The organism is Silvania hatchlandensis, from assembly GCF_025564065.1.
Classification (GTDB): domain Bacteria; phylum Pseudomonadota; class Gammaproteobacteria; order Enterobacterales; family Enterobacteriaceae; genus Enterobacter; species Enterobacter hatchlandensis.
The window spans coordinates 82,258-106,357 of sequence record NZ_JAMGZK010000034.1; the positions used below are offsets into that span (position 1 = coordinate 82,258).

The 24,100-nt window shown below is 57.6% G+C and carries 27 protein-coding genes; 19 read left to right on the forward strand and 8 right to left on the reverse strand.

Features of this window, described 5'->3' with window-relative positions; all coding sequences use genetic code 11:
- The first annotated feature begins 275 nt into the window (after positions 1-275).
- From tauA to tauD, 4 genes are read left to right on the forward strand one after another with little or no spacing between them, the layout of a single operon-like run.
- On the forward strand, positions 276-1,238 hold the full coding sequence (tauA, locus tag M8014_RS01725) for a taurine ABC transporter substrate-binding protein (protein WP_271280840.1): 963 nt from the start codon (positions 276-278) through the stop codon (positions 1,236-1,238).
- Positions 1,239-1,250: 12 nt separating this feature from the next.
- Complete coding sequence (gene tauB / locus M8014_RS01730) at positions 1,251-2,018, forward strand: taurine ABC transporter ATP-binding subunit (RefSeq protein WP_271280841.1); 768 nt, start codon at positions 1,251-1,253, stop codon at positions 2,016-2,018.
- Positions 2,015-2,842 (forward strand): taurine ABC transporter permease TauC, encoded by an 828-nt coding sequence (tauC, locus tag M8014_RS01735; protein WP_271280842.1) that lies wholly within the window; start codon positions 2,015-2,017, stop codon positions 2,840-2,842. The genes tauB and tauC overlap by 4 nt, the downstream gene beginning before the upstream one ends.
- Positions 2,839-3,690, forward strand: a complete 852-nt coding sequence (tauD, locus tag M8014_RS01740; protein WP_271280843.1) for a taurine dioxygenase — start codon at positions 2,839-2,841, stop codon at positions 3,688-3,690. Before tauC ends, tauD begins: the two co-directional genes overlap by 4 nt.
- Positions 3,691-3,794: 104 nt before the next feature.
- Here tauD and olsF read toward each other — a convergent pair whose 3' ends face one another.
- From olsF to ampH, 3 genes are all read right to left on the reverse strand, one after another.
- A complete protein-coding gene (gene olsF / locus M8014_RS01745; RefSeq protein ID WP_271280844.1) occupies positions 3,795-5,507 on the reverse strand; it encodes a bifunctional ornithine lipid synthase OlsF in 1,713 nt (570 codons plus the stop codon).
- Positions 5,508-5,623: 116 nt separating this feature from the next.
- Positions 5,624-6,598: a porphobilinogen synthase gene (gene hemB / locus M8014_RS01750; protein ID WP_271280845.1), complete on the reverse strand. Its 975-nt coding sequence runs from the start codon at positions 6,596-6,598 to the stop codon at positions 5,624-5,626.
- Positions 6,599-6,774: 176 nt separating this feature from the next.
- The gene (gene ampH, locus M8014_RS01755; protein WP_271280846.1) at positions 6,775-7,932 is read right to left on the reverse strand and encodes a D-alanyl-D-alanine-carboxypeptidase/endopeptidase AmpH; all 1,158 of its coding nucleotides are present in this window, start codon (positions 7,930-7,932) and stop codon (positions 6,775-6,777) included.
- A 290-nt stretch (positions 7,933-8,222) separates the two neighbouring features.
- On the opposite strand from ampH, the gene sbmA reads away from it, so the two are divergent.
- Positions 8,223-9,443 (forward strand): peptide antibiotic transporter SbmA, encoded by a 1,221-nt coding sequence (gene sbmA / locus M8014_RS01760; RefSeq protein ID WP_271280847.1) that lies wholly within the window; start codon positions 8,223-8,225, stop codon positions 9,441-9,443.
- 14 nt (positions 9,444-9,457) lie between these two features.
- Complete coding sequence (locus M8014_RS01765) at positions 9,458-10,558, forward strand: DUF1615 domain-containing protein (protein WP_271280848.1); 1,101 nt, start codon at positions 9,458-9,460, stop codon at positions 10,556-10,558.
- Here the strand turns inward: M8014_RS01765 and M8014_RS01770 are convergent.
- Positions 10,555-10,857: a DUF2755 family protein gene (locus M8014_RS01770; RefSeq protein ID WP_271280849.1), complete on the reverse strand. Its 303-nt coding sequence runs from the start codon at positions 10,855-10,857 to the stop codon at positions 10,555-10,557. The two genes, M8014_RS01765 and M8014_RS01770, sit on opposite strands and share 4 nt — an antisense overlap.
- Before the next feature lie 248 nt (positions 10,858-11,105).
- Here M8014_RS01770 and M8014_RS01775 point away from each other — a divergent pair, with 248 nt between their 5' ends.
- Positions 11,106-11,324, forward strand: coding sequence for a DUF2754 domain-containing protein (locus M8014_RS01775; RefSeq protein WP_271280850.1), 219 nt, complete (start codon positions 11,106-11,108; stop codon positions 11,322-11,324).
- Here the strand turns inward: M8014_RS01775 and ddlA are convergent.
- The gene (gene ddlA / locus M8014_RS01780; RefSeq protein ID WP_271280866.1) at positions 11,321-12,421 is read right to left on the reverse strand and encodes a D-alanine--D-alanine ligase; all 1,101 of its coding nucleotides are present in this window, start codon (positions 12,419-12,421) and stop codon (positions 11,321-11,323) included. The two genes, M8014_RS01775 and ddlA, sit on opposite strands and share 4 nt — an antisense overlap.
- Positions 12,422-12,527: 106 nt before the next feature.
- Here ddlA and M8014_RS01785 point away from each other — a divergent pair, with 106 nt between their 5' ends.
- From M8014_RS01785 to adrA, 6 genes are all read left to right on the forward strand, one after another.
- Positions 12,528-13,211, forward strand: coding sequence for an extensin-like domain-containing protein (locus M8014_RS01785; protein ID WP_271280851.1), 684 nt, complete (start codon positions 12,528-12,530; stop codon positions 13,209-13,211).
- Positions 13,212-13,380: 169 nt separating this feature from the next.
- A complete protein-coding gene (locus M8014_RS01790) occupies positions 13,381-14,589 on the forward strand; it encodes a multidrug efflux MFS transporter (protein ID WP_271280852.1) in 1,209 nt (402 codons plus the stop codon).
- 239 nt (positions 14,590-14,828) lie between these two features.
- Positions 14,829-15,089: an anti-adapter protein IraP gene (gene iraP, locus M8014_RS01795; RefSeq protein ID WP_271280853.1), complete on the forward strand. Its 261-nt coding sequence runs from the start codon at positions 14,829-14,831 to the stop codon at positions 15,087-15,089.
- Between the two features lie 101 nt (positions 15,090-15,190).
- Positions 15,191-16,609 (forward strand): alkaline phosphatase, encoded by a 1,419-nt coding sequence (gene phoA / locus M8014_RS01800; RefSeq protein WP_271280854.1) that lies wholly within the window; start codon positions 15,191-15,193, stop codon positions 16,607-16,609.
- Between the two features lie 92 nt (positions 16,610-16,701).
- Positions 16,702-17,022 (forward strand): phosphate starvation-inducible protein PsiF, encoded by a 321-nt coding sequence (gene psiF / locus M8014_RS01805; RefSeq protein ID WP_271280855.1) that lies wholly within the window; start codon positions 16,702-16,704, stop codon positions 17,020-17,022.
- Between the two features lie 112 nt (positions 17,023-17,134).
- The gene (gene adrA / locus M8014_RS01810) at positions 17,135-18,235 is read left to right on the forward strand and encodes a diguanylate cyclase AdrA (protein ID WP_271280856.1); all 1,101 of its coding nucleotides are present in this window, start codon (positions 17,135-17,137) and stop codon (positions 18,233-18,235) included.
- A gap of 14 nt (positions 18,236-18,249) precedes the next feature.
- Here adrA and proC read toward each other — a convergent pair whose 3' ends face one another.
- Positions 18,250-19,059: a pyrroline-5-carboxylate reductase gene (gene proC / locus M8014_RS01815; protein ID WP_271280857.1), complete on the reverse strand. Its 810-nt coding sequence runs from the start codon at positions 19,057-19,059 to the stop codon at positions 18,250-18,252.
- 142 nt (positions 19,060-19,201) lie between these two features.
- Here proC and M8014_RS01820 point away from each other — a divergent pair, with 142 nt between their 5' ends.
- The 5 genes from M8014_RS01820 (at position 19,202) to ppnP (ending at position 21,963) form a co-directional block, all read left to right on the forward strand.
- A complete protein-coding gene (locus tag M8014_RS01820) occupies positions 19,202-19,660 on the forward strand; it encodes a YaiI/YqxD family protein (RefSeq protein ID WP_271280867.1) in 459 nt (152 codons plus the stop codon).
- A 273-nt stretch (positions 19,661-19,933) separates the two neighbouring features.
- A complete protein-coding gene (aroL, locus tag M8014_RS01825; RefSeq protein ID WP_271280858.1) occupies positions 19,934-20,458 on the forward strand; it encodes a shikimate kinase AroL in 525 nt (174 codons plus the stop codon).
- Positions 20,459-20,502: 44 nt separating this feature from the next.
- Positions 20,503-20,694 (forward strand): protein YaiA, encoded by a 192-nt coding sequence (yaiA, locus tag M8014_RS01830; RefSeq protein WP_271280859.1) that lies wholly within the window; start codon positions 20,503-20,505, stop codon positions 20,692-20,694.
- Between the two features lie 234 nt (positions 20,695-20,928).
- Positions 20,929-21,606, forward strand: a complete 678-nt coding sequence (locus tag M8014_RS01835; RefSeq protein ID WP_271280860.1) for an AroM family protein — start codon at positions 20,929-20,931, stop codon at positions 21,604-21,606.
- Positions 21,607-21,678: 72 nt separating this feature from the next.
- Entirely contained in the window at positions 21,679-21,963 is a 285-nt protein-coding gene (gene ppnP, locus M8014_RS01840) for a pyrimidine/purine nucleoside phosphorylase (protein ID WP_106992107.1), read from the forward strand.
- A 46-nt stretch (positions 21,964-22,009) separates the two neighbouring features.
- Here the strand turns inward: ppnP and rdgC are convergent, their stop codons facing one another.
- Positions 22,010-22,921, reverse strand: coding sequence for a recombination-associated protein RdgC (gene rdgC, locus M8014_RS01845; RefSeq protein WP_271280861.1), 912 nt, complete (start codon positions 22,919-22,921; stop codon positions 22,010-22,012).
- A 124-nt stretch (positions 22,922-23,045) separates the two neighbouring features.
- On the opposite strand from rdgC, the gene mak reads away from it, so the two are divergent.
- Positions 23,046-23,951 (forward strand): fructokinase, encoded by a 906-nt coding sequence (gene mak, locus M8014_RS01850; RefSeq protein ID WP_271280862.1) that lies wholly within the window; start codon positions 23,046-23,048, stop codon positions 23,949-23,951.
- Between the two features lie 36 nt (positions 23,952-23,987).
- On the opposite strand, the gene M8014_RS01855 is transcribed toward mak, so the two are convergent.
- A partial coding sequence (locus M8014_RS01855; RefSeq protein WP_271280868.1) for a hypothetical protein occupies positions 23,988-24,100 on the reverse strand: 113 nt, incomplete at its 5' end.

Here is a 24,100-nt window from a genome sequence, read left to right on the forward strand (position 1 = left end):
TATGATGCCTGTCAGGGCAGGGGTGGCAATCCTGTGCCTGTGGTTATGTAACGGATGTAACATAATTGCAATAAATGGATCGTTTTGGCTGTGGAAGGGGGGAGTGGCAGCGGTGGTGGTTCATATTTCCTCGTGCCAGCCTTCTCCCCAAAATTAACTATCTATTGCCACTTTTTTTCTAAAAACGATTCGGCATTAACGATGCTTTTTAATTCCTTTATCAAAATTCCGCCGCCAGAAATACTGCCTCCATAACAACCAGGGGAGCAGACATTATGGCAATTTCATCGCGTATCACCTTACTTGGCGCCCTGGCGCTGTGGGCATTCCAGGCGCAAGCGGTGGATGTCACCGTCGCCTATCAAACCTCGGCTGAGCCCGCCAAAGTGGCCCAGGCGGACAACACCTTCGAGAAAGCCAGCGGCGCGAAAGTGGACTGGCGTAAGTTCGACAGCGGCGCCAGCATTGTGCGGGCGCTGGCCTCCGGCGACGTGCAGATTGGCAACCTCGGCTCCAGTCCGCTGGCGGTCGCTGCCAGTCAGCAGGTGCCCATCGAAGTGTTCCTGCTCGCCTCCCAGCTCGGGAATTCCGAAGCGCTGGTGGTGAAGAAAAACATCACCAAACCCGAAGACCTGATCGGTAAACGCATCGCGGTGCCGTTTATCTCTACCACCCATTACAGCCTGCTCGCCGCCCTGAAACACTGGGGGATCAAGCCGGGCCAGGTCGAGATCATCAACCTGCAGCCGCCAGCGATCATCGCCGCCTGGCAGCGGGGCGACATCGACGGGGCCTACGTCTGGTCGCCAGCGGTGAACGAGCTGGAGAAAGACGGCAGCGTGCTGACCGACTCCGCCCAGGTGGGGCAGTGGGGAGCGCCAACCCTCGACGTGTGGGTGGTGCGCAAAGACTTCGCTGAGAAGCACCCGGAGATCGTGAAGGCCTTCGCCAAAAGTGCCATCGACGCGCAGCAGCCCTACATTTCTAACCCGGACGAGTGGCTAAAACAGCCTGCCAATCTCGAAAAACTCGCCCGTCTGAGCGGCGTGCCCGAGGCCGACGTGCCGGGACTGGTGAAAGGGAATACCTACCTGACCCCTGCCCAGCAGCTGCAGCAGCTGGCAGGCCCGGTCAATAAAGCGATTATCGACACCGCCGGATTCCTGAAAGAGCAGGGCAAAGTGCCCGCCGTGGCGACCGATTACAGCCAGTACGTGACCGATCGTTTCGTGAAATAACCGGAGGCCGCGATGCTGCATATTTCCAACCTTTACGCCGATTACCACGGCAAACCGGCGCTCGAAGATATCAACCTGACGCTGGACAGCGGCGAGCTGCTGGTGGTGCTGGGACCTTCGGGCTGCGGCAAGACCACCTTGCTCAATCTGGTGGCCGGGTTTGTGCCTTATCAGCGCGGCAGTATTCAGCTGGCGGGCCAGCGGGTGGAAGGGCCGGGAGCAGATCGCGGCGTGGTGTTCCAGAACGAAGGGCTGCTGCCGTGGCGTAACGTGCAGGAAAACGTCGCCTTTGGCCTGCAGCTGGCAGGCACCGCGCGGGAAGCACGGCTGAATATCGCCCGGGAAATGCTGAAAAAGGTCGGGCTGGAGGGGGCGGAAAAACGCTTTATCTGGCAGCTCTCCGGCGGTCAACGTCAGCGCGTCGGGATCGCCCGGGCGCTGGCGGCCAATCCGCAGCTGTTGCTGCTGGATGAACCCTTCGGGGCGCTGGATGCGTTTACCCGGGAACAGATGCAAACCCTGCTGCTGCGCCTGTGGCATGAGACCGGCAAGCAGGTACTGCTGATCACCCATGACATCGAGGAAGCGGTGTTTATGGCGACCGAACTGGTGCTGCTGTCGCCGGGGCCGGGGCGGGTGCGGGAGCGCCTGGCGCTCAATTTTGCCCGCCGTTTTGTCGCCGGTGAACCGGTGCGCAGCATTAAATCCGATCCGGACTTTATCGCCCAGCGCGAGTATGTGCTGAGCCGGGTGTTTGACCAGCGGGAGGCCTTCTCATGAGCATTGTGGTGAATGACAAAACGGCGCAAAAGCGCCTGTCGCTACGCTGGCCCTTGTCGCGCCAGCTGACGCTGAGCATCGGCACGCTGCTGGTCCTGCTGACAGTGTGGTGGGCGGTGGCGGCCCAGCAGTGGGTGAGCCCGCTGTTCCTGCCCGCGCCAGGGCAGGTCCTGACAAAATTATTCTCGATTGCCGGTCCGCAAGGGTTTATGGATGCCACCCTGTGGCAACACCTGGCGGCGAGTCTCGGGCGCATTCTGGTGGCGCTGCTGGCGGCGGTGATTATCGGTATCCCGGTGGGGATCGCGATGGGGCTCAGTCCGACGGTGCGCGGGATCCTCGATCCGTTGATCGAACTCTACCGACCGGTGCCGCCGCTGGCCTATCTGCCGCTGATGGTGATCTGGTTTGGCATCGGTGAAACCTCGAAGATCCTGCTGATCTATCTGGCGATTTTCGCCCCGGTGGCGATGTCGGCAGTAGCGGGGGTCAAAAGTGCCCAGCAGGTGCGGCTCCGGGCGGCACAGTCGCTGGGGGCGAGCCGCGCGCAGGTACTGTGGTTTGTGATTTTACCCGGCGCGCTGCCGGAGATTTTAACCGGACTGCGCATTGGGTTAGGCGTGGGCTGGTCGACACTGGTGGCGGCGGAGCTTATTGCCGCGACGCGTGGGTTAGGGTTTATGGTGCAGTCGGCGGGGGAATTCCTGGCGACCGACGTGGTACTGGCCGGGATCATGGTGATCGCCGTGATCGCCTTTGGTTTAGAACTGGGGCTGCGCGCGCTACAGCGCCGTCTGACGCCCTGGCATGGAGAGATACAATGAGTGAACGTCTGACCATTACCCCGCTGGGGCCGTACATTGGTGCGCAGATTTCGGGTCTGGATGTGACCCGGCCGTTAAGCGATAACCAGTTTGAGCAGCTGTATCATGCGGTGCTGCGCCATCAGGTGGTGTTCCTGCGCGAGCAGGCGGTGACCCCGCAGCAGCAGCGCGCGCTGGCCCTGCGCTTTGGCGATCTGCACATTCACCCGGTCTATCCGCATGCGGAAGGCGTTGAAGAAATTATCGTGCTGGATACTCATAACGATAACCCGCCGGATAACGACAACTGGCACACCGACGTGACCTTTATTGAGACCCCGCCAGCCGGGGCGATTCTGGCGGCGAAGCTGCTGCCGGAAACGGGCGGTGACACGCTGTGGACCAGCGGGATTGCGGCGTATGACGCGCTGTCCGAACCGTTTAAACAGCTGTTGAGCGGACTGCGCGCCGAGCACGATTTTAAGAAATCGTTCCAGGAATATAAGTACCGCAAGACAGAAGAAGAGCATCAGCGCTGGCTGGAGGCGGTGGCGAAACATCCGCCGCTGCTGCATCCGGTGGTGCGTACCCATCAGGTCAGCGGCAAGCAGGCGCTGTTCGTCAATGAGGGCTTCACCACCCGAATTGTCGATGTGAGTGAGAAAGAGAGCGCGGCGCTGTTAGGGTTCCTGTTTGCCCATATCACCAGGCCGGAGTTCCAGGTGCGCTGGCGCTGGCAGGAAAACGATCTGGCGATCTGGGATAACCGGGTGACCCAGCACTACGCCAATGCGGATTACCTGCCGCAGCGACGCATCATGCAGCGTGCGACGATTTTGGGGGATAAACCTTTCTTCCGTGCGGGCTGATCCCCGCACCCCGGCCCTCTCCCCAAAGGGGCGAGGGAGAAAAGCTATACGTGCTCATCTTCACACACGGCACCTGACTGTCCCTCTCCCTTCCAGGGAGAGGGTTAGGGTGAGGGTGCTAAATGTGCTTCGATATAGCGCTGATAGCGGCTGGCCTTCAGGTAGCACAAGTCCACCAGCACCAGCCCATCCACGCAGTTGTTGAACGCCGGGTCGCTGCCAAAATCGATAAACTGTACCCCACCGGGCTCGCAGAGTTCGGAATACTGTTTATACAGCGGCGGGATACCGCAGCCCAGATTGCCGAGCAGTGATTTCAGGCGGGTCAGGTCTTCGACGTAATCGACCCCCGCAAACTGCGCCAGCACGTCGGGCAGCGAAGCCGGATAAGGCTGGCGCGATACGGCCAGAGGATGGCTGGCCGGGAACCACAGCCGGTAAAATGCCACCAGCAGATCCCGCGCCGCGGGCGGTAATCCACCCGAGATCGAAACCGGGCCGAACAGGTAGCGATAGTGCGGATAACGCGCCAGATAAGCGCCAATTCCAGACCATAAATAGTCCAGCCCACGGCGGCCCCAGTAGCGCGGCTGAATAAAGCTGCGCCCAAGCTCAATGCCGTGCGCCAGCACGTCTTCCATTTTGTCGTCGTAATGAAACAGGCTGTAGCTGTACAGCCCCCCGAGCCCACGGTTTTCGACCTGTTGAGCGGTGGGCATAAAACGATACGCCCCGACGATCTCCAGATCCTCGTTATCCCACAAAATCAGATGCAGATAGTCGTCGTCATAGCTGTCGGTATCCCGACGTTTGCCGCTGCCTTCACCCACCGCGCGAAACGCCACTTCACGCAAACGCCCCAGCTCACGCAATATCGGCACATCTTCCTGACCGTTGCGCTGCCACAGATAGATGGTTTTGCCATCGCCGGTTTTCCCCAGACATTCTGTCTGGGCCAGCGCGCGCTTGAGCGTGGCTCGGTCTTCTGGCCGGGCAATGGCGGATTGTGTTTTGAACCTGCCCGGCAGTCCCTTGCCAAGACGTATCACGTGCTGACGGCACTGTTCAGCCATCTCACGCGGGGAGAGCGTGGCGCTGAACCAGTGGCTCCAGGGGATCTGCTGACCAATTTTAATCGGCAGTCGACTGTGCTGACGGCGGAACATCTGCTGCATCAGAAGCAGCATCGACAGCGTGGGGGAAATCAGCGTGCTGGCATAAAACAGCAGGCTGTTGTGCGCATGAATATGCACCGGCAGCAGCGGGACGCGCAGCTTGCTCGCCATCTTAATAAAGCCGGAGTGCCATTTTTTATCGCGGATACCGTGGCGCGTCGGGCGCGAGACTTCGCCCGCCGGGAAGAAAATCAGCACGCCCGCGTTTTGCAGATGCTGTTCCATCTGCACGAGCGATGTTTTGGCGGTTTTGCCGCCCAGATTATCCACCGGAATAAACAGCGAGCTGAGCGGTTCAAGATGGGTCAGCAGGCGGTTAGTCACGACTTTGACATCACGCCGCACGCGGGAAACGGCGTACATCAGCGCCAGCCCGTCGAGGGTGCCCGTTGGATGATTTGAGATGATGACCAGCGGGCCATGTTCGGGGATTTGTTCGAGATCGCGGGATGAGATAGTGCAGAGAATATCAAGATGTTCCAGAACCTGTTCCACCATATCGAGTCCTTTCAGGTGGGGGTGGTCGGCGGCGAACTGCTGGAACTCCTCTTCGTGTAATACTTTGCTTAACAGCCTTTTTTGCCAGGGTGCAGGCCTCGCCTGCGGCCAAAGATCGTCGAGAACGCTGTCGAGACTAAACATGGTAGCTCCTCCTGCTGTCTTTCCCGGACAGTAGAATAGCCAGATGTCGTTTGCATTGCAGAGGGGTGAAGATTGTGTGGAAGGCCCGGTAGCGCTACGCCACCGGGCAAAGCGGATTAACGCAGAATTTTCTTCTCGGCCAGATCCAGCGCGAAGTAGCTGAAGATCAGATCCGCGCCCGCGCGTTTGATCGCGCCCAGGCTTTCGAGGATCACTTTCTCTTCGTCGATCGCCCCCGCCTGAGCGGCGAATTTGATCATCGCGTACTCACCGCTCACCTGGTAGGCGCCCAGCGGCAGCTCGGTGCGTTCGCGGATATCGCGCAGGATATCAAGGTATGCGCCAGCCGGTTTCACCATCAGGCAATCGGCACCCTGGGCTTCGTCGAGCAGCGATTCACGAATCGCTTCCCGGCGGTTGAGCGGGTTCATCTGGTAGGTTTTGCGATCGCCTTTCAGTGCGGTACCGGCTGCTTCACGGAACGGGCCGTAGAACGACGAGGCGAATTTGGTGGAGTAGGACATGATCGCCGTATCGGTAAAGCCTGCCGCGTCCAGCGCCTGGCGAATGGCCTGCACCTGGCCATCCATCGCGGCCGACGGGGCGATAAAGTCAGCGCCAGCGGCGGCGGCAATCACCGCCTGCTTGCCCAGATTGATCAGGGTCGCGTCGTTATCGACGCCGTGATCGCACAGCACGCCGCAGTGGCCATGCGACGTGTATTCGCAGAAGCAGGTGTCGGACATGACAATCATCTCCGGCACGGTTTGTTTGGCAATGCGCGACATACGCGCCACCAGACCGTCTTCCTTCAGCGCATCGCTGCCGGTGGCATCGGTATGGTGTGAAATGCCGAAGGTCATGATTGAGCGGATACCGGCATTGGCAATGCGCTCAATTTCGCGCGCCAGGTGCTTCTCGGGAATGCGCATCACGCCCGGCATGGCCTCGATGGCTTTATAGTCATCGATCTCTTCTTCAACAAAAATCGGCAACACCAGATCGTTTAAGGTCAGGGATGTCTCTTCAAACATGGCGCGCAGGGCGGGGGATTTGCGCAGACGACGGGGACGAGCAATTAAATCGGTCATGAGATGCCTGAGGTTTGTGGAACAAGGAAGGCTAGTGTAACTGAAATAAAATCTGTCTGTTTTACGAAAATTGTCGTTTATTTCTCAAGCATTGCCGCTGCGTATATACCTCACCCCGGAGCGCTTTCACGTTAAATAAGCGTCCGGGGGAGCGTTTGTTTGCTGAATAATGATGATCAGGAGGCCGGAATCACCCGCGGTTTGTTCTCGCTCATTTCGACCACCAGCTGATTAACGCCGTCGCTCATATTGACGAAGCGCGTCTGCGGCGAACGCGTTACCACCACAAATACACCCACGTTAGACTGCGGGATCATCGCCATATAGGTGATAAATCCGCCGCCGCCGCCGGTTTTCTGAATAATCCCCGGACGCCCGTTCTTCGGTGCCAGATAGACCCAGCCCAGGCCCAGCGCGTCAGCACGGCCCGGAACATCCATGCCAATCACCCGCGTCAGCTGGCTGCGCTGATAGATCAGGGTTTGCATTCTGTCGGCCTGATTGCTGCGCGAATAGAAATCGGAGGAGAGGAACTGCTGCATCCAGCGCATCATGTCCCCCGGCGTGGAGTAAACGCCGCCGCTGCCCACGGCAGCAAGGGTGTTGTTACACGGGCTGGCCCCTTTCTCTGCCACCATCAGGCGCTTGCACTGATCGGGGGAGGGGGTAAAGGTGGTGTCTTTCATCCCCAGCGGACGGGCAATTTGCTCGTCAAACAGCTGGCTGTAAGGTTTACCGGTGGCGGTGGCCAGCGCATCGGCCAGCAGATCAAACGCCAGGTTGGAGTAGGCGGCCTGCGAGCCCGGAGCTGATTTCAGGCTGGCAGTCGACAGCCAGTTCCAGCGCTGATCGCGGGTTGGCCAGACGAAGACCGGACGGTGTGCGGCGCCACCCGGCTGTTCGCGCGGCAGGGCGCTGGTGTGGGTCGCCAGGTTGACCAGCGTGATCGGTGCGCCCTGGTACGTTGGCACATGGGCCCCCGGTGGCGCATATTTGCTGAGCGGATCGTTCAGTTTCACTACGCCCTGGTCGAGCATTTTCACCAGCATCTCGCTGGTCATTAATTTGGTCAGGGAGGCGATGCGCACCACGGAATCAAGCTGCGGGTGGATGTTATTGCCCGGACGCGTTTCACCAAAGCTGCGGAATACGCGCTGGTTACCGTCAATTGCCACCAGTGCCATCCCGGTTGCGCCGCTGCCATAAAAAATAAGATTCGCGTAACGATCAACAACATCGGAAGCGAAAGCCGGATCGGCAATAGGCTGGGCAGCTTGCACGCTGGTGAGGCTGGCGGCGTACAACACGGCAGAAAGTAACAGACAACGTTTCAACGAAAGCATCCATGAAGTGAATGAAAAAGTATGCGTATTTATACTATTAAACCGCGGTTTGCAAAGGCCTGAACAGGCTAACCATAGCGAGAAAAACGTAACCGCGGGTAAATACGAACAATTTCGTGACAGACGATCTCCCGTTTTGTGACATTGCGCTTATGATAGGCGCGCATTGAGTCCGCCTTTTCGCGCCGGGAGAGGCCTCACGGGCGAACTAATGCCAGGCTGACAGGTCTGATAATCCGTCGTCTACAGCAGTGTTTATAACAAAAAAAGAAGGAAGCATTATGTTCAAGTCGTTTTTCCCCAAACCGGGACCCTTTTTTCTTTCGGCCTTTATTTGGGCCCTGGTCGCCGTCATTTTCTGGCAGGCGGGCGGGGGTGCCTGGCTTGAGCGTCTGACGGGCGCGACCGGTGATGTGCCCATCAGCGCGGCGCGTTTCTGGTCCCTGAGCTATCTGCTGTTTTACGCGTACTACGCCCTGTGCGTCGGGGTGTTTACCCTGTTCTGGGTGATCTACTCGCCGCACCGCTGGCAGTACTGGTCGATTCTTGGTACGGCGCTGATCATCTTTGTCACCTGGTTTCTGGTGGAAGTGGGCGTGGCGGTCAACGCCTGGTATGCCCCGTTCTATGACCTGATCCAGACGGCGCTTAGCTCGCCGCATAAAGTCACCATTAATCAGTTCTATCACGAGGTGGGGATCTTCCTCGGGATTGCGCTCATCGCCGTTATCATTGGCGTGATGAATAACTTTTTTGTCAGCCACTACGTGTTCCGCTGGCGTACCGCGATGAACGAATACTATATGGCGCACTGGCAGCAGCTGCGTCATATCGAAGGGGCGGCCCAGCGTGTGCAGGAAGACACCATGCGCTTCGCCTCAACCCTTGAGGATATGGGGGTCAGCTTTATTAACGCCATTATGACTCTGATCGCCTTCCTGCCGGTGCTGGTAACCCTTTCCGCGCACGTGCCGGAGCTGCCGATTGTCGGCCACCTGCCGTATGGCCTGGTGATCGCCGCGATTGTCTGGTCGCTGATCGGCACCGGCCTGCTGGCGGTGGTAGGGATCAAGCTGCCGGGGCTGGAGTTCAAAAACCAGCGCGTTGAGGCCGCCTACCGTAAAGAGCTGGTGTACGGCGAAGACGATGCCAGCCGCGCATCACCGCCAACCGTACGCGAACTGTTTGGCGCGGTGCGTCGCAACTATTTTCGTCTTTATTTCCACTACATGTATTTCAACATCGCCCGTATTTTATACCTGCAGGTGGACAACGTTTTCGGCTTATTCCTGCTGTTCCCGTCGATTGTGGCCGGTACGATTACGCTCGGTCTGATGACCCAAATTACTAACGTTTTCGGCCAGGTACGCGGATCGTTCCAGTATCTGATCAGCTCCTGGACCACGCTGGTCGAGCTGATGTCCATCTATAAGCGTCTGCGCAGCTTTGAGCGTGAGCTGGATGGCCAGCCGGTACAGGAAGTCACCCATACATTGAGTTAATACAGGGAGTTGTTATGTCTTTTGCCGTACCGCGTGCGTTACCGTTATCGCTGCTGGCTGTGCTGGTGCTGGCCGGGTGTGCCGGGCAGGACGCTGCCCCGCTGAAAAAGGGCGAAAAGCCCGTCGATGTGGCAAGCGTGGTGCGGCAAAAAATGCCCGCCACGGTAAAAGATCGTGACCAGTGGGCCTCGGCGCTGGCGAAAACCTTCGAGAGCCAGAAAATTGCCCCCACCGAGGAGAATATCTGCTCGGTGCTGGCTGTGGCGCAGCAGGAGTCGATGTATCAGTCCGACCCGGCGGTGCCTGGCCTGAACAAGATTGCCTGGAAGGAGATTGACCGACGGGCGGAAAAACTGCACATCCCGGCGTTCCTGGTGCATACGGCGCTAAAAATCAATTCGCCGAACGGCAAGAGCTACAGCGAGCGGCTGGATACGGTGAAAACCGAGAAGCAGCTGAGCGCGATTTTCGATGACATGATCGGTATGGTGCCGATGGGGCAGACGCTGTTTGGCTCCCTCAACCCGGTGCATACCGGCGGGCCGATGCAGGTCAGCATCGCCTTTGCTGAGAAACACACCAACGGCTACCCGTGGAAAATCGAGAATACGGTCCGTCAGGAGGTCTTCTCCCTGCGCGGTGGCCTGTGGTTTGGCACCTACCATCTGCTGAATTATCCCGCCAGCTACACTGCGCCACTCTACCGCTTTGCTGACTTTAACGCGGGCTGGTACGCCAGCCGCAACGCCGCATTCCAGAACGCCGTCAGCCGCGCCAGCGGCGTGAAGCTGGCGCTGGACGGGGATTTGATTGCCTACGGCAGCAGCAATGCCGGTAAAACCGAACTGACGGTGCGTAAGCTCGCTGGCAAGCTGGGGATGAGCGACAGTGAGATCCGCCGTCAGCTTGAAAAAGGCGACAGTCTGGCGTTTGAGAAGACCGATTTGTATCTGCAGGTGTATAAGCTGGCGGAGCAGAAAGCCGGGAAGAAACTGCCGAGAGAGATGTTACCGGGGATCCAGCTGGAGAGTCCGAAAATCACCCGTAACCTGACCACCGCGTGGTTTGCCCAGCGCGTGGACGACCGCCGGGCGCGCTGCATGGCGCTGAATTAGTGGTAACGACGCCAGCGCAGCACCAGGGCGATAACGCCGAATACCGCACAGCCCAGCAGGAACGGGATCAAACCAAAAATGGTCCCGACGCCGAGTCCAATCTCAACGCGCGGACGAACGCTATCCTCAACCTGCATCAGGTGCTCGTACACCCCTGGCGCATGGACGAGGATGTTGAGCAGCTGCGAGCCTGCCCAGAAACAGAACAGGACAAACACGGCATAAGCGATATTACCTGGCGTGGAGGTTTTGGGTTGCTTAGTGCTAAAAATCGGCTTCGACATGCTGAAGTCTGCCATAACTGCCTCCGGAATTATCTGCCTGGCCTGGTGCCTGTTGTTCCTGCTGAGTTTGACACCACATCGCGGATGTCAATATCAGAATCGTGGTAAATTGGCCTGGTGAATTCTCCTGGATGAGTGATTTCCGCTTGTCATCACAAAATCGTCACCTTAAGTAAAATTCATTCTCATTTCAGATTTTCCGCATCCGCCACAGACCTGATGGCAAAACTGTGCGAGGATAGATTTTTTCTTCTGGAGCGACCATGAAACTGCCTGCCAAAATCCGCCGTGACTGGCATTACTACGCCTTTGCTATTGGGCTGATCTTTATTCTGAATGGGGTAGTGGGGCTGCTGGGCTTTGAAGCGAAGGGCTGGCAAACCTATGCGGTCGGGCTGGTGACGTGGGTAGTGAGCTTCTGGCTGGCAGGGTTTATCATTCGCCGTCGCCCGGAAGAGCCGACGGCGAACGAAGCCGATTAACCGTTGACCGAGAGCTGCAGCGCGCTGTCGGCGGCGTAGCGTTCCAGCGCCAGTTCAATCAGGCGGGTGATCAGTTCAGGGTAGCTGATACCGCTGGCCTGCCACAGTTTCGGGTACATGCTGATGTTGGTAAAGCCGGGCAGGGTGTTGATTTCATTGATTATCACCCGGTTATCTTCCGTTAAGAAGACGTCGACGCGGGCCATGCCGCGACAGCCCAGCGCCTGATAAGCCTCAATGGCGATGGCGCGGATCCGGTCGTTAACCTCGGCATCCAGCGCGGCGGGAACCACCACCTGCGCGCCCTGGTCATCGATGTACTTGGTATCGTAAGAGTAGAAATCGCTGTTCAGCACCACTTCGCCACAGGTGCTGGCCTGCGGGAAGTCATTGCCCAGCACCGCGCACTCAATTTCACGTCCCTTAATGCCCTGCTCAACGACCACTTTATGATCGAAGGTAAACGCCAGTCGCACCGCGTCGTTGAACTGTGCTTCGCTATTCACTTTGCTGACGCCGACGGAGGAGCCCTGGTTCGCCGGTTTGACGAACAGCGGCAGGCCGAAGCGGGCGCTGAGATCGGCAAATGCGTGCTGCTCGCGGTTGGCACGGGTCAGGGTGACAAACGGCGCCACGTTCAGCCCGGCATCGCGCAGCAGGCGCTTGGTGACGTCTTTATCCATGCAGGCGGCGGAACCGAGCACGTCGGAGCCGACGAACGGCAGATTCGCCATCCGCAGCATCCCCTGCAGGGAGCCATCTTCGCCCAGCGTTCCGTGAACAATCGGGAAAATAACGTCGATTTGCGCAAGCGCCTGCCCACTACGGGCATCGATTAGTTGGCCCTGCATCACGCCTGGCACGGCGGCCACGCTGATTTCTGACGGGTTCAGGGCGATGTGCGCCGGGTCGTCGGCATTGAGCAAATAGCCGGTTTCGTCGTTAACATGCCACTGGCCCTGTTTATCAATCCCCAGCAGCACGACCTCAAAGCGGCTCTTATCAATCGCGTTAACGATATTTTTGGCCGACTGGAGAGACACTTCGTGCTCCGCTGATTTACCCCCAAAGACAATACCTACCCGCAACTTCGCCATCACGTCCACTCATCCTGTCTGACTCAAAGTCCTTACCATATCACGATGCCCGGCGGGATTCGCCGCCTTCTGCCATAATGTTGTGGCACATCATCGAGGGGGGAGAGTGAAGGGAAAAGGTCTGATTATCTGTCTTGTGATTATCGCTGCGATGACAGCGGGCTACCGCTGGCTTCCGTCGCACTACAACCCCTTTGCGCCGCTCCAGCTGGACGATCCCCCCGGCACGCTGACCCAGTTTAAGCTCAGGCGCCTGACCCCTGAACATTGCGAAACGCTGCTGGCGCAGGCTAACGCGCGCCAACTGATCCGCACCCAGTCGGTAGCGGAGACCGGGGGAGAGTGCCCGCTGAGTAACGTGGTGCGGGTGCGCAATTTTGGCCCCGTCAGCCTCAGCAGCAGTTTTCTCGCCAGCTGCCCGCTGGCGCTCAGTTCGGCGCTGTTCGTCAGCCAGCAGGCCCAGCCGCTGACCCGCACCCTGATGGGCAGCAGCCTGACGCGAATTGACCATCTTGGCAGCTTTGCCTGCCGCAATATCTATCACCGCCCCGATGCCCGACGCAGCGAGCATGCCAGCGCGCATGCGCTGGATATCAGCGGCTTTACGCTGGATAACGGCCAGCGGGTGAGCGTTCTGCGCGGCTGGCAGAATGCCAAAACAGAGCCGTGGCTGCGGGCGTTGCTGAGCGCCAGCTGCGGCTACTTTGGTAACGCTCTTGGCCCGGACTATAACGCGGCCCACGCTAACCATTTTCATCTGGGGATGCGCGGATTTGGCTACTGTCCGTAGAGCATAAATCACCAGCCGAAAGGCGAAAATATGTGACATGTTTCACAGATATGATGACTGGGAAGATAAAATGCCGAAGTCATCCCGGTGGCATCTCTGACGCCATACGGCATAACGTAACTTGCTAATCTGGTGGCGAATTCACGCAAAATAAAGACAGTATCAGCTTATGGAATCCTGGAAGGTTAACCTCATCTCGGTCTGGTTTGGTTGTTTTTTCACCGGGCTGGCCATCAGCCAGATTTTACCCTTTTTGCCGCTGTACGTGGCTCAGCTTGGCGTCTCGTCGCACGAGGCGCTGTCGATGTGGTCCGGCCTGACGTTTAGCGTCACCTTCCTGGTGTCGGCCATTGTGTCACCGATGTGGGGCAGCCTGGCGGACCGCAAAGGGCGCAAGCTGATGCTGCTGCGCGCTTCGCTCGGGATGGCCGTTGCGATCCTGCTGCAGGCGTTTGCCACCAACGTCTGGCAGCTCTTTTTGCTGCGCGCGCTGATGGGGCTGACCTCCGGCTATATTCCCAATGCAATGGCGCTGGTGGCCTCGCAGGTTCCCCGGGAGCGCAGCGGCTGGGCAATCAGCACCCTGTCGACTGCGCAGATCAGCGGCGTGATTGGCGGCCCGCTGATGGGTGGCTTCCTGGCCGATCACGTTGGCCTGCGCGCGGTGTTCTTTATTACCGCCTTCCTGCTGATGGTAAGTTTCCTGGTGACCTTCTTTTTAATTAAGGAGGGCGCGCGCCCGAGCGTCAGCAAGGCCCAGCGCCTGAGCGGCAAGGCCGTTTTCGCCTCGTTGCCTTATCCGGGACTGGTGATCAGCCTGTTTGTCACGACGATGGTTATCCAGCTGTGCAACGGTTCAGTGGGGCCGATTCTGGCGCTGTTTATCCAGTCGATGACGCCAGAGAGCAGCAATGTTGCTTTCCTCAGCGGGATGATTGCCGCCGTGCCGGGGGTGTCTGCTCTGATGTCTGCTCCACGGCTGGGCAAGCTCGGGGATCGGATTGGCACCGGGCGTATCCTGATGGCCACGCTGGTGGTGGCGGTGGTGCTGTTCTTTGCCATGTCTTTTGTCACCACCCCGTTCCAGCTTGGGGTCCTGCGCTTCCTGCTGGGCTTTGCCGATGGCGCGATGCTGCCTGCGGTGCAAACCCTGCTGATCAAATATTCCAGCGATCAGGTGACCGGGCGCATCTTCGGGTATAACCAGTCGTTTATGTATTTAGGCAATGTCGCCGGTCCGCTGATGGGGGCTGGCGTGTCGGCGATGGCCGGGTTCCGCTGGGTATTTGCCGCCACCGCTGTGGTGGTACTGTTGAATATTATCCAGCTGGCGTGGGCGATGCGCCGTCGGCAGGCGCAGGTTGCCGCCCGACGCTAAACATGATGTATAATATATTTTTTATGTAACCGTCATTATCATTAATTTGAAATGACGGTTCTTATTTTATATTCATGTGCTGAATAAGATTTAAATTTAATTTAAAAGCCATTATGTCGGGCTGGCGGCGATCTATTTCACAAAAATCCGTTCCGTTTGCTGAAAATAATACTTGCACCCACTTTGCAAGCTGTTCACTGAGTGCTAAGTTCAGAAAAAACCGCTAAGGAAATAGTGCTGTGAAAAATCTCATCGCTGAATTGCTGGTCAAGCTGGCAGAAAAGGAAGAAGAGTCAAAAGAGCTGGTCGCGCAGGTCGAAGCCCTGGAGATCGTGGTTACAGCTTTGTTACGCCAGATGGCGCAAAGCGATCAGCAGGCGCTGATCAAAAGCATTGAAGGGGCGCTGGAGCAAGCCCGGCCCGATGCTGAAGTCCCCGCCCATGACAGCGAAATGCTCCAGCAGTATGTGAACAAATTGTTGCACCACCCGCGCAGCTAGTGACCTTCAGTCTTTCGCCTGCTGTCATAGAACCGTCATATCTGATGCCTATAGTCGCTCTGTTTTATTTTTTTGATGTATTTCTACATGGAGAGAAATAAGTGAAACAGAGCGCACTTTATATCGCATTAATGCCCTTATTATTTACCCCCGTTATTTATGCAGAAACAGCGGCTACCCATCCGGTACTGGAAAACCGTGCCGCGCAGGGGGATATCACCCAGCCAGGCGGCGCGCGTCGCCTGACAGAAGATCAGACCGCTGCCCTGCGCGCCTCGCTGAATGACAAACCGGCTAAAAATATTATTCTGCTGATTGGCGACGGGATGGGCGATTCCGAAATTACCGCTGCGCGTAATTACGCCGAAGGCGCGGGTGGCTTTTTCAAAGGCATTGATGCCCTGCCACTGACCGGGCAATACACTCACTATTCGCTGGATAAAAAATCCGGCAAACCGGATTACGTCACCGATTCTGCCGCCTCTGCCACCGCGTGGACCACCGGGGTGAAAACCTATAACGGCGCGCTGGGTGTAGATATCCACGAGAAAGATCATCAGACCATCCTCGAGCTTGCCAAAGCGGCGGGGCTGGCGACCGGCAACGTTTCAACGGCCGAACTACAGGATGCGACACCGGCAGCATTAGTGGCCCACGTGACCTCACGTAAATGCTATGGCCCGACGGTAACCAGCGAAAAATGCGCCAGCAATGCGCTGGAAAAAGGCGGCAAAGGCTCGATCACCGAACAGCTGCTGAATGCCCGGGCTGACGTCACCCTGGGCGGCGGGGCGAAAACCTTCGCTGAAACCGCAACCACCGGCGAATGGTCGGGCAAAACCCTGCGTGAGCAGGCGCAGGCGCGCGGCTACCAGCTGGTGAGCGACGCCTCGTCCCTGGCCGCCATTACCGAAGCCGGGCAGGATAAGCCGCTGCTGGGGCTGTTTGCTGAGGGCAACATGCCTGTGCGCTGGGAAGGGCCGAAAGCCAGCTATCACGGTAATATTGATAAGCCTGCGGTAACCTGTACGCCAAATCCTAAGCGTAACGATTCGGTGCCAACCCTGGCGGCGATGACCGAGAAAGCCATCTCCCTGCTGAGCAAAAACGAAAAGGGCTTCTTCCTGCAGGTGGAAGGCGCGTCGATCGATAAGCAGGATCACGCGGCGAATCCGTGCGGACAGATTGGCGAAACCGTCGATCTGGACGAAGCGGTGCAGAAGGCGCTGGCGTTCGCGAAGCAGGACGGTAACACGCTGGTTATTGTTACCGCTGACCATGCCCATGCCAGCCAGATCGTGGCCCCGGACACCAAAGCACCGGGCCTGACCCAGGCGCTGACCACCAAAGACGGTGCGGTGATGGCAATGAGCTACGGCAACTCGGAAGAGGAGTCGATGGAACATACCGGCAGCCAGCTGCGCATCGCGGCCTACGGCCCGCATGCGGCTAACGTGGTGGGTCTGACGGATCAAACCGATCTGTTCTACACCATGAAAGCGGCGTTAAGCCTGAAGTAACCTCGCTGCCCGGCAGGAATTTTCCCCTGTCGGGTGGTTTTTTTATCAGCACCGACCAGACTTAGGGTGAACATTCACTGAAGGATAGTGCTATGAAAATCACACTGCTGGTTACTCTGCTATTCAGCCTGTTCTCACTCGTCCCGGCGGGCGCGCAAGATAAACAACCCACCCCGCAGCAGCAACGTATGACCACCTGCAATCAGCAGGCCACCGCGCAGGCGCTGAAAGGCGATTCCCGCAAAACTTACATGAGCGATTGCCTGAAAAATTCCTCGTCTAAACCGGCCGAAAAAAGCCTGACGCCGCAGCAGCAAAAGATGCGTGAATGCAACGTACAGGCGACTGAGCAGTCCCTGAAAGGGGATGACCGTAACAAGTTTATGAGTGCCTGTTTGAAGAAATCTGTCTAGTTCAAAAGGGTGAGCCGCGGCGGCGGCTCACCCGAAATTTCATACTTAGCTTTTTGTAACCATTTCTATAATTTGGGAAATTCTATACAGATCAGAGAATTCCCAAAATCATATGAATGATGAAAACATTTATACCAAAGCCTTTGCCCGAGAAGGAATAAATCAACCTCGTTCGGCAGATGAGCATTACCGGTCTGGTTTGCGTTTTGCGCGTCGGCTGCGTTTACCGAGGACGGCGGGTCTGGCTATTCTCTTTTTCCCTGTTGCCAGCGTGCTGGTTGAGGAGTCGGTCGCCGGGAGCTGGTGGCTGCTGCTGGTCGGCTGGGCGTTCGTCTGGCCCCACCTGGCCTGGCAACTGTCGGCCCGTTCCGCCGATCCCTGTCATAGCGAAATTGTGAACCTCAAAGTCGATGCCATTATTGCCGGGATCTGGATCGGCCTGATGGAGATGAACTCAATGCCCACCGCCGCGCTGGTGATGATGATGGGCATGAACCTGATGGGGACAGGGGGGTTGCGCCTGTTTGGATCCGGGACGCTGATGGCCACCCTGGCGGTGATCGTGACCCTGCAATTAACCCACGGGGAGCCGCATTACACCAGCACGCCGCTGGAGAGTCTGCTGGCGCTGCCAGTGCTGGTCGCCTATCCTCTGCTCTTCGCCTGGGTTAGCCATCGCACCACTACCCGCCTGTCCGAGCATAAACGGCGGCTGGAATTGATGAGTAATCTGGACGGGATGACCGGGGTGTTTAACCGCCGTCACTGGGAATTACTGCTGCGCACCGAATTTGAAAACTGCCGCCGCTACCACCGCAGTGCCACCATTCTGCTGATCGATATCGATCACTTTAAGAGCATTAACGATACCTGGGGCCATGACGTTGGCGATCAGGCGATCATCGCCGTCACCCGTCAGCTGCAGCTCACGCTGCGCGCCTGCGATATGGTGGGGCGTTTTGGCGGGGATGAATTTACGGTGATCATGAGCGGGACGTCGCCGGAAAGTGCGATCGCGGCGATGTCCCGGGTCCACGAGCGGCTGGCCGATTTTCACCTGCCCGCTGCGCCGCAGGTCAGGCTCAGCATCAGCGTGGGCGTGGCGCCGTTAACGTCGTCGATGGTGCATTATCAGGAGTGGTTGAAAGCGGCAGATATCGCGCTGTATCGGGCGAAAAATGCCGGACGTAACCGCACCGAAGTGGCGGCCTGACGCCCGGCAATCGGTCAGGATTTACTCAGCAGTTCTGATTTTTCCATGCACTTGCTCATAGCTTCAATCACCGCCGAGCGGAACCCGCGCTCCTCGAGAACACGCACCGCTTCGATAGTGGTGCCGCCCGGTGAGCAGACCATGTCTTTCAGTTCGCCCGGATGTTTACCGGTTTCCAGCACCATTTTGGCGGAACCCATTACCGCCTGCGCTGCAAATTTATAGGCCTGCGCGCGCGGCATACCCCCCAACACCGCCGCATCTGCCATCGCTTCGATAAACATAAAGACGTAAGCGGGTGCCGATCCACTGACCCCCACCACCGGATGGATCATCGCTTCGGCAATCACTTCGGCTTCGCCAAAGCAGCGGAAGATGTTGATCACATCGGCCGTCTCTTCTGACGTCACCAGCGCGTTAGGGGTGATGGACGTCATGCCTGCGTTAACCAGCGACGGGGTGTTCGGCATGGCGCGGACGATTTTGCGATCGTGACCCAGCGCGCGTGCCAGTTGATCGAGGGTGACGCCGGCGGCAATCGACACCACCAGCGTCTCTTTATTCAGGCTGGAGGTGATGTCGCCCAGCACTTTGAGCATGATATTGGGCTTGACCGCGCCGAAGACGATATCGGCGACCTGGGCCACTTCCTGCGCGCTTTGCGCGGCGTTGATCCCGTACTGGTCGTGCAGGGCGGCGACTTTGTCCGGCGACGGGGTATAGACCCAAATCTGGCCGGGCAGCACCTGACCGCTGGCAATCAGGCCGCCGAGAATGGCTTTACCCATGTTACCGCAGCCAATAAAACCGATTTTTTTGTCCATCACGTCTCCCTCTTAAGCGTTGTTATGTCTGTGGAACTTTAGCCTATCGCGGTTTTTTACGCAGCATTAAAGCGTCTGCGGCTTTGCCTGGGGTGTAAAGCAGGCGACAATGGCGCGCAACGTTGTCAGCCGGGGAGAAAACATGGCGATTTGGGTGGATGCCGATGCGTGTCCAAATGTGATTAAAGAGATCCTGTTTCGCGCCGCCGAGCGCGTTCAGATGCCGATGACGCTGGTGGCGAACCAAAATATCCGCGTGCCGCCTTCGCGCTTTATCCGCTCCATGCGGGTACCGGCCGGGTTTGATGTGGCCGATAACGAAATTGTGCGCCTGTGCAGCCCGGAGGATCTGGTGATCACCGCCGATATTCCGCTGGCAGCAGAAGTGCTGGAGAAAGGTGCCGCCGCGCTGAATCCGCGCGGTGAACGCTATTCCCCGGCGACAATCCGCGAAAAGCTGACGATGCGTGACTTTATGGACACGATGCGCGCCAGCGGTATCCAGACCGGCGGACCGGATGGATTATCCCAGCGCGACCGGCAGCTGTTTGCGGCAGAGCTGGACAAGTGGCTGCTGGAAGTGAAGCGTCGTCAGGGCTAATCGCTCATTATATTAATGATTGTGCTACCCTACGCGCGTTGTGGGGTTGTCAACGGCAGGTGGGTTCAGGTAAGGTGAGCGCACCCGTCAATGCCATCATTTCTTTACAGGATAACCCCTGATATTTCTGGGATTGACTGAATTGTAATTTTAATAACACGCCTGATGTAATACATTTTTTACGCTTACTTTATGTACTAGTTTAATGGTATTATTGCGCGCTTTTCGACTTCACGCTCCGCACGCCTGCGGCCTCAAGGGGAACACCTGGATATGACCCAGCCTATTTTTTTAATTGGCCCCCGCGGCTGTGGAAAAACAACCGTCGGTCTTGAACTGGCGCGCCTTTGCCAGAGTCAGTTTGTTGATACCGACCACTGGTTGCAGACCCACGCCGGAAAAAGCATCGCCGAGATCGTCGAGCAGGAAGGCTGGGAGAGTTTCCGCGCCCGCGAAACGGCTACCCTTGAAGCGGTCACCGCCGCGTCCGGGATCATCGCCACCGGCGGCGGCATTATTTTGTCTCCTTACAACCGGCAGTTTATGCGCGAGAAGGGGATTGTGATTTACCTGAGCGCCCCGGTACCGGTGCTGGTAGAACGCCTGGAAGCGTCCCCGGAAGAGGGACAGCGCCCGACACTGACCGGCAAGCCGATCGGTGAAGAGGTGAGTGCAGTGCTGGCCGAACGCGACGCGCTCTATCGCGAAGCCGCCCACCACATCGTCGATGCCTCGTTAACTCCCGCCCAGGTGGTGCAGCACATCGTCAGGGTGCTGGATCTGGCATGCGCCAGTTAACTGAAGTCTATACTGATAGTTCAGCCATCAAATAAGGATGAACTATGCCAACCAGACCTCCCTATCCGCGTGAAGCCCGCATCGTTGCCGTTGAAAAGGGCGCCACGGGCCACACCGTCACCTGGTATCAACTGCGCGCCGACCATCCGAAACCTGATTCGCTGATCAGCGAGCATGAAACGGAGCAGGAAGCGCAGGATGCCAAAGTGCGTTACGAAGATCCCGATAAGACCTGAGCCTTTTCTGAAAGCGAAAAAAACGTGCTGCTGTCACACTTTTCAGACAGAAAAAACCGTTAATGGAGGGAATGTTCAGGTTTAACAGCGACATTGTTTTTCAGCGCCGGATATTTACATTCCGGCTTCTGAAACAGCTGCTACGCTTGTCAGCGGTTAATTAATGAACAGAAATCGTACAGCGAAGTGAGACTGTGTCATGGCAGTAGTAGTGAGTAGAGAAAGGCGAGAACGATGAAAGCAACGTTGGCGATCCTCACCATTGGGGTAGTCCCGGTAAGCGAAGTATTACCGCTCTTAACCGAGCATGTGTCTGAACAACAAATTACCCATCACAGTCTGCTGGGCAAGTTGAGTCGGGAAGAGGTCATGGAGGACTACGCCCCTGACGCCGGCGACGTAGTGTTGCCGACGCTTCTTTGCGACGGCGGGCTGGCAAACGTCTCGCTTCGCAAGATCGAGCGTGCCCTGCAAAGCGTGATCGAAGTGCTCGATAATCAAGGTTATGACGTGATCCTGCTGATGAGCACCGCCAATATTACCGGGCTGGTTGCCCGCAAGGCGATCCTGCTGGAGCCAATGCGGATCATTCCGCCGCTGGTGGGATCGATTGTCGACAGCCATCAGGTTGGGGTGATCGTACCGATCCCGGAACTGCTGGAAAACCAGTCGCAGAAGTGGCAAGGGCTGGTCAATGCGCCGCTGCTTGCGGTGGCCAATCCCATCTGGGACAGCGAAGCAAAACTGATTGACGCCGGACGGGATCTGCTGGATCGCGGGGCCGACGTGCTGATGCTCGACTGCCTTGGTTTTCACCAGCGTCACCGTGACTTATTGCAAAAAACGCTGGACGTACCGGTGCTGCTTTCCAACGTGCTGGTTGCCCGCCTGGCCTCGGAATTACTGGTGTAATGATTTTACGTGACAGGCATGGAGTGTCACCCCTATATTGGATTCACATCCAACGACAATAAGGACCAGTCCATGCTTCAAAGTAATGAATACTTTTCCGGTAAAGTGAAATCCATTGGTTTTACCAGCAGCATTACTGGCCGTGCCAGTGTCGGCGTGATGGCGGAAGGCGAGTATGCCTTCGGTACCGCACAGCCTGAAGAGATGACCGTCGTGAGCGGCTCGCTGAAAGTGTTATTGCCGGGTGAAACCGAGTGGAAGGTCTATAACCCAGGCGATGTGTTCAACGTGCCGGGCCACAGCGAATTCCACCTGCAGGTGGCTGAACCTGCGTCCTACCTGTGTCGTTACCTGTAAAAAAAAGAGCCGGGTTAACCCGGCTCTGATTCTTCGCTTTGAAGCCTCAACGCTGCGCTTCGCCGCCTAATCCTTCGACAAGACTCTGAATTAACGCCGCCAGTTCACCCGTCATCAGAATGAAATCCGCATCGAAACGCTGGGCATAATCGTCCCGGTCGATATCGTCGTTCTGATCGCGCAGCTCGTCGCAGAATTTCAGGCGTTTAATCGAGCCATCGTCACACATTACAAACTGAATACGCTGCTGCCAGTCGAGGGCCAGCTTGGTGACCAGTTTCCCCGCTTCGATATGCACCGCGATTTCGTCGCTGACCAGATCCTGCTTCCTGGCGCGGATCACGCCGCCGTCTTCGAGGATCGCTTTCAGTTCGGCTTCATCCAGCAGCTGGAAACCTTGCGCCACGCTGTTGGCGCGCACCCACTCGGTCAGCGTCAGCTCGATTGGATTTTCCATCGTCAGCGGCACCACCGGCAGCGAGCCCAGGCTCTTACGCAGCAGGGCCAGCGTGTCTTCGGCTTTTTTGGCGCTGGCGCAGTCGACCATAATTAAACCGTTCACTGTATCAATCCACATCATCGTCTGGTTGAAGCGGCTAAAGGCGCGCGGCAGCAGCGAGTGCAGGACTTCATCTTTCAGTGAATCTTTTTCGGTTTTTTTCAGCTTGCGGCCCTGTTCGGCCTCCAGCTTAGAAATTTTGGCTTCCAGCGCCTGTTTAACCACCGGCGATGGCAGGATTTTCTCTTCCTTGCGCGCGCAGATGATGATTTGACCATTGGTTGTGTGGGTCAGCGCATCGCTCTGCGATCCCATCGGCGGAACCCAACCTGTTTTCGCCATCTCCTGGCTGCCACACGGGGTAAATCCGTAAAGGGCTAACTGTTTTTCCATCTCGTCTGCGCGAAGCTCGACGTCGCGGCTGAGACGGTAAACCATCAAATTTTTGAACCACAGCATGATAATTTCCACGGCCTTGTCGTTAAATGCAGCGGGCATGATAGCGAATTGTCGCATCGCTTGCATTGCTAATCGGGTAGCGGGCTTCTACTCTGTTGATAATCAAAAAAATGAGGAGTGTCCTGTGCGTATTGGTATTGATCTCGGCGGCACCAAAACAGAAGTGATCGCCCTTGGCGAGCAGGGGGAGCAGCTTTTTCGCCATCGTCTGCCGACCCCGCGTGACGACTATCGACTGACCATCGAGACCATCGCCCAGCTGGTGGAGATGGCGGAACACGCCACCGGCCAGACGGGGACGGTGGGGATGGGCATTCCGGGCTCTATTTCGCCCTATACCGGGGTGGTAAAAAATGCCAACTCGACCTGGCTTAACGGCCAGCCGTTCGACCGCGATCTGAGCCAGCGACTGAACCGTGAAGTGCGGCTGGCGAACGACGCCAACTGCCTGGCGGTGTCGGAGGCCATTGACGGCGCGGCGGCGGGTGCGCAAACGGTGTTTGCGGTAATTATCGGTACCGGCTGCGGGTCGGGCGTGGCGTTTAATGGCCGTGCCCATATCGGCGGTAACGGTACCGCAGGCGAGTGGGGGCATAACCCGCTGCCGTGGATGGATGAAGATGAGCTGAAATACCGCGCCGAAGTGCCGTGCTACTGCGGCAAGCAGGGCTGTATCGAGACCTTTATCTCCGGGACCGGCTTCGCCACCGACTATCATCGTCTGAGCGGCCATCCGCTGAAAGGCAGCGAGATAATGCGGCTGGTGGAGGAGCAGGACGCGGTGGCGGAGCTGGCGTTCAGCCGCTACGAAATGCGGCTGGCAAAATCGCTGGCGCACGTGGTCAATATTCTCGACCCGGATGTGATCGTATTGGGCGGTGGGATGAGCAACGTCGACCGCCTGTATACCACCGTGCCTCAGTTAGTGAAGCAGTGGGTGTTTGGCGGCGAGTGTGAAACGCCAATCCGTAAAGCGGTGCATGGCGACTCCAGCGGCGTGCGCGGTGCGGCCTGGCTGTGGCCGGAGTAAAAGCAAAACGGCAACGTCAGTGGTAATGCCAGTCAGTTAAGCAACTGACTGGCCCTTTTTCGGGGCTGTGGTGTACCTCCAGGGCCTCTCCTTTACCACCCTCGGGAAGGCCCTTTCCCTTCTTGTCGGCAGCCTGACCATCTGACCCA

Excerpts from the sequence above, each read along its gene's own strand:
- tauA (WP_271280840.1), top strand. The coding sequence starts at position 276 with ATGGCAATTTCATCGCGTATCACCTTACTTGGCGCCCTGGCGCTGTGG.
- tauB (WP_271280841.1), top strand. The coding sequence starts at position 1,251 with ATGCTGCATATTTCCAACCTTTACGCCGATTACCACGGCAAACCGGCG.
- tauC (WP_271280842.1), top strand. The coding sequence starts at position 2,015 with ATGAGCATTGTGGTGAATGACAAAACGGCGCAAAAGCGCCTGTCGCTA.
- tauD (WP_271280843.1), top strand. The coding sequence starts at position 2,839 with ATGAGTGAACGTCTGACCATTACCCCGCTGGGGCCGTACATTGGTGCG.
- olsF (WP_271280844.1), bottom strand. The coding sequence starts at position 5,507 with ATGTTTAGTCTCGACAGCGTTCTCGACGATCTTTGGCCGCAGGCGAGG.
- hemB (WP_271280845.1), bottom strand. The coding sequence starts at position 6,598 with ATGACCGATTTAATTGCTCGTCCCCGTCGTCTGCGCAAATCCCCCGCC.
- sbmA (WP_271280847.1), top strand. The coding sequence starts at position 8,223 with ATGTTCAAGTCGTTTTTCCCCAAACCGGGACCCTTTTTTCTTTCGGCC.
- M8014_RS01765 (WP_271280848.1), top strand. The coding sequence starts at position 9,458 with ATGTCTTTTGCCGTACCGCGTGCGTTACCGTTATCGCTGCTGGCTGTG.
- M8014_RS01770 (WP_271280849.1), bottom strand. The coding sequence starts at position 10,857 with ATGGCAGACTTCAGCATGTCGAAGCCGATTTTTAGCACTAAGCAACCC.
- M8014_RS01775 (WP_271280850.1), top strand. The coding sequence starts at position 11,106 with ATGAAACTGCCTGCCAAAATCCGCCGTGACTGGCATTACTACGCCTTT.
- ddlA (WP_271280866.1), bottom strand. The coding sequence starts at position 12,421 with ATGGCGAAGTTGCGGGTAGGTATTGTCTTTGGGGGTAAATCAGCGGAG.
- M8014_RS01790 (WP_271280852.1), top strand. The coding sequence starts at position 13,381 with ATGGAATCCTGGAAGGTTAACCTCATCTCGGTCTGGTTTGGTTGTTTT.
- psiF (WP_271280855.1), top strand. The coding sequence starts at position 16,702 with ATGAAAATCACACTGCTGGTTACTCTGCTATTCAGCCTGTTCTCACTC.
- adrA (WP_271280856.1), top strand. The coding sequence starts at position 17,135 with ATGAATGATGAAAACATTTATACCAAAGCCTTTGCCCGAGAAGGAATA.
- proC (WP_271280857.1), bottom strand. The coding sequence starts at position 19,059 with ATGGACAAAAAAATCGGTTTTATTGGCTGCGGTAACATGGGTAAAGCC.
- M8014_RS01820 (WP_271280867.1), top strand. The coding sequence starts at position 19,202 with ATGGCGATTTGGGTGGATGCCGATGCGTGTCCAAATGTGATTAAAGAG.
- aroL (WP_271280858.1), top strand. The coding sequence starts at position 19,934 with ATGACCCAGCCTATTTTTTTAATTGGCCCCCGCGGCTGTGGAAAAACA.
- yaiA (WP_271280859.1), top strand. The coding sequence starts at position 20,503 with ATGCCAACCAGACCTCCCTATCCGCGTGAAGCCCGCATCGTTGCCGTT.
- M8014_RS01835 (WP_271280860.1), top strand. The coding sequence starts at position 20,929 with ATGAAAGCAACGTTGGCGATCCTCACCATTGGGGTAGTCCCGGTAAGC.
- ppnP (WP_106992107.1), top strand. The coding sequence starts at position 21,679 with ATGCTTCAAAGTAATGAATACTTTTCCGGTAAAGTGAAATCCATTGGT.
- rdgC (WP_271280861.1), bottom strand. The coding sequence starts at position 22,921 with ATGCTGTGGTTCAAAAATTTGATGGTTTACCGTCTCAGCCGCGACGTC.